This window comes from Pedobacter sp. 01N416, from assembly GCF_056399685.1.
This window is the reverse complement of the sequence record NZ_JBFTRT010000913.1, coordinates 1-1,101: the sequence shown is the minus strand read 5'-3', so window position 1 is coordinate 1,101 and position 1,101 is coordinate 1. Positions and strand designations below refer to the sequence as shown.

At 37.9% G+C, this 1,101-nt stretch carries 1 protein-coding gene and 1 pseudogene; one reads left to right on the top strand and one right to left on the bottom strand.

Annotated elements, in window-relative coordinates:
- The coding region (locus AC1DND_RS28350) for an O-methyltransferase (protein ID WP_477586242.1) at positions 1-669 on the bottom strand (669 nt) is incomplete at its 3' end.
- Between the two features lie 44 nt (positions 670-713).
- On the opposite strand from AC1DND_RS28350, the pseudogene AC1DND_RS28345 reads away from it, so the two are divergent.
- Positions 714-1,101: pseudogene (locus AC1DND_RS28345) on the top strand (hypothetical protein); the annotation flags it as partial.

Genomic DNA, 1,101 nt, shown 5'->3' with positions numbered 1-1,101 from the left:
GGCTTCTTTCATGCCTTCGCTCCAATAAATATCGTCAAAAATCAACAGTGAATCTTCATTAATTTTAGGCAAACACCAGTTAAAATAGTTCAGGGTAGCATCCTTGCGGTGGTTACCGTCAATGTAAACGAAATCTAAACTTGGCTGTTTGGCAATAATATCGGGTAGGATCAAATCAAAATTGCCCACATGAAGCTCTATATTCTCTAAATTTAGATCCTTGAAATTTTTCCTCGCCACCTCTGCCGTTTGCGGGCAACCTTCGATGCTAATCACTTCTGTATCAGCACTTGTTGTGGCCAGATAAGCCGTTGTAATGCCAAGGCAAGTGCCTAATTCTATAGCACTTTTAGGATTTGTATTTTTCGCCAACCGGTAAATCAGTTTGGCCAGGCGTGGACTTTTCAACGCATTCTTCGCAATCTGACTTACCTTTTTTGTACGATTTTTATTGAGGTGAGAACCCGCCCCAAGGTCTGTAACAGTGATTATCGAATCGTCATTAAAAAGTTTTTTTCGTTGTTCTTCTATGTTTTTGTATTCAGATTTGTCGGTAAAATCGTAAATTACCTCATCAGCGAGCTTGTACACGAATGGTGAGTGCGTTCCATGTCGGCTTTTTGCTGTTAAACGGTGTTTAAGGTAATCTGTAATAAATTGAAATAGCATAATATTGCAAAAGTAATTAAACACTGCAAACGTAGGTATGTTTTATGGAAAATAACGCAGAGATAAGTGCTTTAGTAAAATTGTTGGATGATCCTGACGAGGAAGTGTTCCATCATGTTGAAAAGAAACTGCTTGAATATGGCGGCGAAGTAGTACATTTTTTAGAAAATGCCTGGGAACAGTCTTTTGATGGCTTGTTGCAGGAGCGAATTGAAAATATTGTTCATCAGATCCAATTTAAAACGGTTAAAGAAGATTTAAGCTTATGGTATTTAAGCGGTGCTTTTGATTTATTGCAGGGCGCATTAATTATTAACCGGTACCAATATCCGGATTTAGATGAGCAAAAGGTAATTAACCAGATGGAAGAAATTAAAAGGGATATCTGGTTGGGCCTTCAATATGAAATGAGCTCGGTTGAAAAAGTAAAAC